This window comes from Rathayibacter sp. RFBD1, from assembly GCF_002932915.1.
Classification (GTDB): domain Bacteria; phylum Actinomycetota; class Actinomycetes; order Actinomycetales; family Microbacteriaceae; genus Rathayibacter.
In genome coordinates, this window is the sequence record NZ_PSWQ01000022.1 from 201950 (window position 1) to 208386 (window position 6437).

Consider the following 6437-nt stretch of genomic DNA (forward strand, 5'->3'; position numbering starts at 1 on the left):
GGTGGTCGGTGGCCCGGTGTCAGCGGCCCGGGTCAGCGGGCGCGCCGTCGGCACGAGGCGACATCAATTCTACGACCTCGCGGGCCGCTTCGGGCACGGTGCTGTTGACGACGGCGAAATCGAACTCGTCCTGCGCGGCCAGCTCCACCTTCGCGGTGGCCAGACGGCGCTCCTGCTCCTCCGCGCTCTCGGTGCCGCGGCCGACCAGCCGGCGGACCAGCTCGTCCCAGGTCGGCGGCAGGAGGAAGACCAGCCGCGCGTCCGGCATCCGCTCGCGCACCTGGCGGGCACCCTGGATGTCGATCTCGAGCATCACCTGCCGGCCCTGCTCCAGCGCGGCGTCGATGGGGCCGCGGGGCGTGCCGTAGCGGTGAGCGTTGTGGACGACGGCGTACTCGAGGAACTCCCCCGCCGCGACCATCCGGTCGAACTCGGCGTCGTCGACGAAGTAGTAGCTGACGCCGTCCACCTCGCCCGGACGCGGGGCCCGGGTGGTGGCCGAGACCGAGAGCAGGACGTCCGGGTAGTTCTCGCGGATGTAGGTCGACACGGTGCCCTTGCCGACCGCGGTCGGACCGGCGAGGACGAGCAGGCGGTTGCGGCCGGGGCGGCGCTGCCGCGACTCCCGCTCCTCCAGGAACGACGACAGGCCCTCGACCTGGCGCCGGCCGAGCCCGCCGAGGCGCTTCGACTCGGCGATCCGCAGCTGGTCCATCACCCGGGGCGTCTTCACCACGCCGAGTGCGGGCACGGCGCGGAGCAGCTCGCTGACGCGCATCCGCCCCTCGACTCCGAGCGGCTCGGCCTGGGCCGCCGCGAGCACGGCGGTCGCGGGGCGGCGTCCGGCGGCGACGGCCTTCTTGACGGCGGCGCGGGCACGGCGCGCCGCGATCGCGGCCTCGGAGGCGGCGCGCCGGTCCACCTCGGGCGGCGAGGGACGGCGCACGGCCTCCGGGCGCGAGGAGGCGCCGGGATCGGGGCTGACGGTTTCAGCGGACAAGGGTCTCCTGGATGTCGGTCGCGCGGCGGGTGATCTCGGCCGCGATCCCCGAGGGGCCGGCGCCGAGCACGCTCCGCGACTCGCTGACGATGGTGGCGGCGCTCAGCGCGCCGAACAGCCGCTGCGCGTCCGCGACGGCCGCGCCCTGGTGGCCGAAGCCGGGCGCGAGCACCGGGAGTGCGGGGTGCAGAGGTTCGTCGATGCCGATGCCGAAGTCGCCCAGGGCGACCGTGGCGCCGAGCACCACGCCGATCGAGCCGATCGACGCGCGAGCGTGAGCGTCGTTCCAGGATGCCACGTCCGCCACGACCGCGCGTGCCACGGTGGATCCCGCCCGGCCGCCGTCCTGCACGAGGGCGCGCTGCACGGGGCGGGCCTCGGGGTTGGAGGTGGCTGCGAGGACGAACACGCCCTTGCCCGCCTCCTCGGCGAGGGTCAGCATCCCCTCGAGGGAGCCGAGCCCCTGGTAGGCCGCCGCGGTCATGGCGTCCGCCTCGAGCGGTGAGCCCGGCCGGAGCCACGCCTCGGCGTAGGCGGTGACGCTCGTGCCGATGTCGCCGCGCTTGACGTCGGCGATCACCAGCAGTCCGGCCTCGCGCGCGTCGGCGAGCACGCGCTCGAGCGCGGCGTAGCCCGCCGAGCCGTGCCGCTCGAAGAACGCGATCTGCGGCTTCACCACGCCCGCACGGCCGGCCGCCGCCTCGACGACCGTGCGTCCGAAGCTCTCGAGCCCGGCCGCGTCGTCGGCGAGGCCCCACGCGTCGAGCAGGTACGCGTGCGGGTCGATCCCGACGCAGAGCCGGCCGTGCGCGGCGAACGCCGCCTCGAGGCGCGAGCCGAAGGAGGCGGTGCCCGCCGCGCCGCCGCTCACGCGGTGCGCTCCGCGCGGCGCAGGGCGTAGTCCTGCAGGCTCGTCACCTCGAAGGGCTCGTTCGCCGCGTCGAGCGAGGCGACCGCGGCCGCGAGCTGGGCGATCGTGGTGAACAGCGGCTTGTCCGCGGCGACCGCGGCGGCGCGGATCTCGTAGCCGTCGGCGCGGGTCGCTCCTCCGCTGGGCGTGTTGATCACCACGTCGACCTCGTCGCGGGCGATCAGCTCGACGATGGAGGGCGCGTCGCCCTCGGCGGTCTCGCTGTACTTGCGGACCACGCGGGCCTGGATCCCGTTGCGGTTCAGCACCTCGGCCGTGCCCTCGGTCGCGAGGATGTCGAAGCCGAGCTGGCGCAGGCGCAGCGCGGGCAGGACGATCGAGCGCTTGTCGCGGTCGGCGACCGAGATGAAGACGGTCCCGCTCGCCGGCATGCCGCCGTACGCGGCGTCCTGGCTCTTCGCGAAGGCGCGCGGGAAGTCGCGGTCGATCCCCATGACCTCGCCGGTGGAGCGCATCTCGGGCCCGAGCAGCGAGTCGACGATCTGGCCCTCCTTGGTGCGGAAGCGCTTGAACGGCAGGACCGCCTCCTTCACCGCGATGGGAGAGTCCATCGGGACGTCGGAGCCGTCGCGCTCGGGCAGCAGGCCCTCGGCCTTCAGCGCGGCGATGGTCTCGCCCACCATCAGGCGCGACGCGGCCTTCGCGAGCGGGATGCCCAGCGCCTTCGACACGAACGGCACGGTGCGCGAGGCCCGGGGGTTCGCCTCGAGCACGTAGAGCACGCCCTGGCCGATCGCGAACTGGACGTTCAGCAGTCCCCGGACGCCGACGCCCTGCGCGATCGCGAGGGTCGCCTCCCGCACCTGGTCGATCTGCCGGCGGCCGAGCGTCACCGGCGGGAGCGTGCACGCCGAGTCGCCGGAGTGGATGCCGGCCTCCTCGATGTGCTCCATCACGCCGCCGATGTAGAGCTGCTCGCCGTCGAAGAGCGCGTCGACGTCGATCTCGATCGCGTCGTCGAGGAAGCGGTCCACCAGCAGCGGGTGCGCCTCGTCGATGATCCCCTCGCCGGCCATCCGCTCGAAGTAGTCCTCGAGCTGGGGCGTGCCGTAGACGATCTCCATGCCGCGCCCGCCGAGGACGAACGACGGACGGACGAGGACCGGGTAGCCGATCTCCACCGCGACCTCACGGGCGCCGTCGAGGTCGGTCGCGGTGCCGTTGCGCGGAGCGAGAAGCCCCGCCTCGTCGAGGATCCGCGAGAACGCGCCGCGCTCCTCCGCGAGGTCGATGTTCGCTGGGGTGGTGCCGAGGATGGGCACGCCGGCCGCCTCGAGGCCCGCGGCGAGCCCGAGCGCCGTCTGGCCGCCCAGCTGCACGACGACGCCGACGAGCTCGCCGGACTGCGACTCCGCGTGGATGACCTCGAGCACGTCCTCGAGAGTCAGCGGCTCGAAGTAGAGGCGGTCCGAGGTGTCGTAGTCGGTCGAGACCGTCTCGGGGTTGCAGTTGATCATGATCGTCTCGAAGCCCGCGTCCGAGAGCGCGAACGAGGCGTGCACGCAGGAGTAGTCGAACTCGACCCCCTGGCCGATGCGGTTGGGGCCGGAGCCCAGGATGACGACCTTGCGGCGGTCGGCGGCGACGACCTCCGTCTCCTCGTCGTACGAGGAGTAGTGGTACGGCGTGAGCGCCGGGAACTCGCCCGCGCAGGTGTCGACGGTCTTGTAGACCGGGCGCACGTCCAGCGCGTAGCGGGTGCGGCGGACCTCCGCCTCGTCGAGCCCGCGGAGCTCGGCGATCTGCGCGTCCGAGAAGCCGTGGTCCTTCGCCAGGCGGAGGAGTCCGGCGTCGAGGCCGTCGTGCTCGCGCACCAGGTCGGCGATCTCGTTGATCAGCACGATCTGGTCGAGGAACCAGGGGTCGATCTTCGTGGACTCGAACGCCTGCTCGACCGTGGCTCCCAGGCGCAGCGCCTGCTGCACGGTGACGATGCGGCCGTCGGTCGGGGTCCTCGCGATCTCGAGGAGCTCCTCGACCGAGCGCTCCTGCGCGCCCCAGTGGAACGACGAGCCGCGCTTCTCGAGCGAGCGGAGCGCCTTCTGCAGCGCCTGCGCGTAGTTGCGGCCGATCGCCATCGCCTCGCCCACCGACTTCATGGTCGTGGTCAGCGTCTTGTCGGCGGCCGGGAACTTCTCGAACGCGAACCGCGGGACCTTCACGACCACGTAGTCCAGCGTCGGCTCGAAGCTCGCCGGCGTCACCTTGGTGATGTCGTTCGGGATCTCGTCCAGGCGGTAGCCGATGGCGAGCTTCGCGGCGATCTTGGCGATCGGGAAGCCGGTCGCCTTGGAGGCGAGGGCGGAGGAGCGGGAGACGCGCGGGTTCATCTCGATCACGATGATCCGGCCGTCCGCCGGGTCGATCGCGAACTGGATGTTGCAGCCGCCGGTGTCCACGCCCACGTCGCGGATGATCCGGATGCCGATGTCGCGCAGCTTCTGGTACTCGCGGTCGGTGAGGGTCAGCGCCGGTGCGACGGTGATCGAGTCGCCCGTGTGCACGCCGACGGGGTCGACGTTCTCGATCGAGCAGACGACGACCGTGTTGTCGGCCGTGTCGCGCATGAGCTCGAGCTCGTACTCCTTCCAGCCGAGGATCGACTCCTCCAGGAGAACCTCGGTGGTGGGGCTCTGGTGCAGGCCGTCGCCGACCATCCGCACCAGCTCCTCGCGGGTGTAGGCGAAGCCGGAGCCCAGGCCGCCCATGGTGAACGACGGGCGGATGACGAGGGGGTAGCCCAGGTCCTCGGCGTACTCGATCGCCTCGTCGACGGTGTGCGCGATGTAGGACTTCGCGACGTCGGCGCCCGCGTCCAGCACCAGCTGCTTGAAGATCTGGCGGTCCTCACCGCGGTTGATCGCCTCGAAGCTCGCGCCGATGAGCTCGACGCCGTACTTCTCGAGGATCCCGAGGTCGTGCAGCTGGATGGCCGCGTTCAGGGCCGTCTGCCCGCCGAGGGTCGGCAGGATGGCGTCCGGCTTCTCCTTGGCGATGATCGCCTCGATCGCCTTGGGCGTGATCGGCTCCACGTAAGTGGCGTCGGCGAAGTCGGGATCGGTCATGATCGTCGCCGGGTTGGAGTTGACGAGGATCACGCGCACCCCCTCGGCGCGCAGCACGCGGCAGGCCTGGGTGCCGGAGTAGTCGAACTCGACGGCCTGTCCGATGACGATCGGGCCGGAGCCGATGACCAGGACGCTCTGGATGTCTTCCCTGCGCGGCATTACTTCTGCTCTCCGATGCTGCTGGTCGTGGGGATGTCGGTGGGCTCCGAGGCCCCGCGCCCGGCCGTGCGCTGCACGACCATCTCGCGGAAGCGGTCGAAGAGGTGGTTGGAGTCGTGCGGGCCGGCCGCCGCCTCCGGGTGGTACTGCACCGAGAAGGCGGGGATGTCGAGGCAGCGCAGGCCCTCCACGACCGAGTCGTTGAGGGAGTAGTGGCTGACCTCGACGCGGCCGAAGCCCTCGGGCGAGTCCAGCTCGCCCTCGATCGGCGCGTCCACGGCGAACCCGTGGTTCTGCGAGGTGATCTCCACGCGGCCGGTGAGCTTGTCGAGCACGGGCTGGTTGATCCCGCGGTGGCCGAACGGGAGCTTGTAGGTGCCGAAGCCGAGAGCGCGCCCGAGCAGCTGGTTGCCGAAGCAGATGCCGAAGAACGGCAGGTCGGCGCGCAGGGTGGTGCGCAGCAGCTCGACGTGGCGGTCCGAGGCCTCGGGGTCGCCGGGGCCGTTGGAGAAGAAGAGCGCGGACGGGTCGAGCGCGAGCACCTGCTCGGCGGTCACGGACTCGGGCAGCACGTGCACGTCGAAGCCGCGCTCCGCGAGGTAGTCGACCGTCGAGGTCTTCACCCCGAGGTCGATGACCGCGACCGAGCCGACGCGCTCGCCGCGGGCGGGCACCGTGTACTGCTCGTCGGTCGAGACCGAGGAGGACAGGTTGAGCCCCTGCATCTGCCGGCCGCCGAGGACCAGCGCGAGCTGCTCCTCCTCGGGGAGGGCGAGGTCCTCGCCGGAGAACACGCCGGCGCGCATCGAGCCGGCCGAGCGGATGTGGCGGGTGATCGCCCGGGTGTCGACGCCGGAGATCCCGACGATGCCGTCGGTCTCCAGGTCGTCGCCGAGGGAGCGCTGCGCGCGGAAGTTGGAGACGACGCGGGAGGGGTCGCGGACGACGTAGCCGGCGACCCAGATGCGGCGCGACTCCATGTCCTCGTCGTTGGTCCCGGTGTTGCCGATGTGGGGCGCGGTCTGCACGACGATCTGGCCGGCGTAGCTCGGGTCGGTCAGCGTCTCCTGGTAGCCGGTCATGCCGGTGGCGAAGACGATCTCGCCCAGGGTGCGGCCTCGGGCGCCGTAGGCCTGTCCCCGGAATCGTCGTCCGTCCTCGAGGACGAGGACGGCGGTGGGTTCGGTGCTGAGGCGTGTCGTTGGCACGGACTAGGAGCCCTTCTGGGTCGTGTCGGGGCCGCCGTCGGCGAGCGCGAGACGGTGATCCCGGCCTCCCT

4 protein-coding genes are annotated in these 6437 nt (G+C 71.9%); all 4 read right to left on the reverse strand.

Annotation, left to right across the window (positions count from 1 at the left end; genetic code table 11):
* Nucleotides 1-19 precede the first annotated feature (19 nt).
* Genes gmk through carA form a run of 4 tightly spaced genes read right to left on the reverse strand, consistent with a single transcriptional unit; the run spans nucleotide 20 to nucleotide 6366 of the window.
* Nucleotides 20-946 (reverse strand): guanylate kinase, encoded by a 927-nt coding sequence (gmk, locus tag C5D50_RS13050; RefSeq protein ID WP_181027107.1) that lies wholly within the window; start codon nucleotides 944-946, stop codon nucleotides 20-22.
* Between the two features lie 43 nt (nucleotides 947-989).
* Entirely contained in the window at nucleotides 990-1871 is an 882-nt protein-coding gene (pyrF, locus tag C5D50_RS13055) for an orotidine-5'-phosphate decarboxylase (RefSeq protein ID WP_104289019.1), read from the reverse strand.
* On the reverse strand, nucleotides 1868-5158 hold the full coding sequence (carB, locus tag C5D50_RS13060; protein WP_104221829.1) for a carbamoyl-phosphate synthase large subunit: 3291 nt from the start codon (nucleotides 5156-5158) through the stop codon (nucleotides 1868-1870). Before carB ends, pyrF begins: the two co-directional genes overlap by 4 nt.
* The gene (gene carA, locus C5D50_RS13065) at nucleotides 5158-6366 is read right to left on the reverse strand and encodes a glutamine-hydrolyzing carbamoyl-phosphate synthase small subunit (RefSeq protein WP_104250389.1); all 1209 of its coding nucleotides are present in this window, start codon (nucleotides 6364-6366) and stop codon (nucleotides 5158-5160) included. The genes carB and carA overlap by 1 nt, the downstream gene beginning before the upstream one ends.
* Nucleotides 6367-6437 lie beyond the last annotated feature (71 nt).

Excerpts from the sequence above, each read along its gene's own strand:
- carB (WP_104221829.1), bottom strand. The coding sequence starts at position 5,158 with ATGCCGCGCAGGGAAGACATCCAGAGCGTCCTGGTCATCGGCTCCGGC.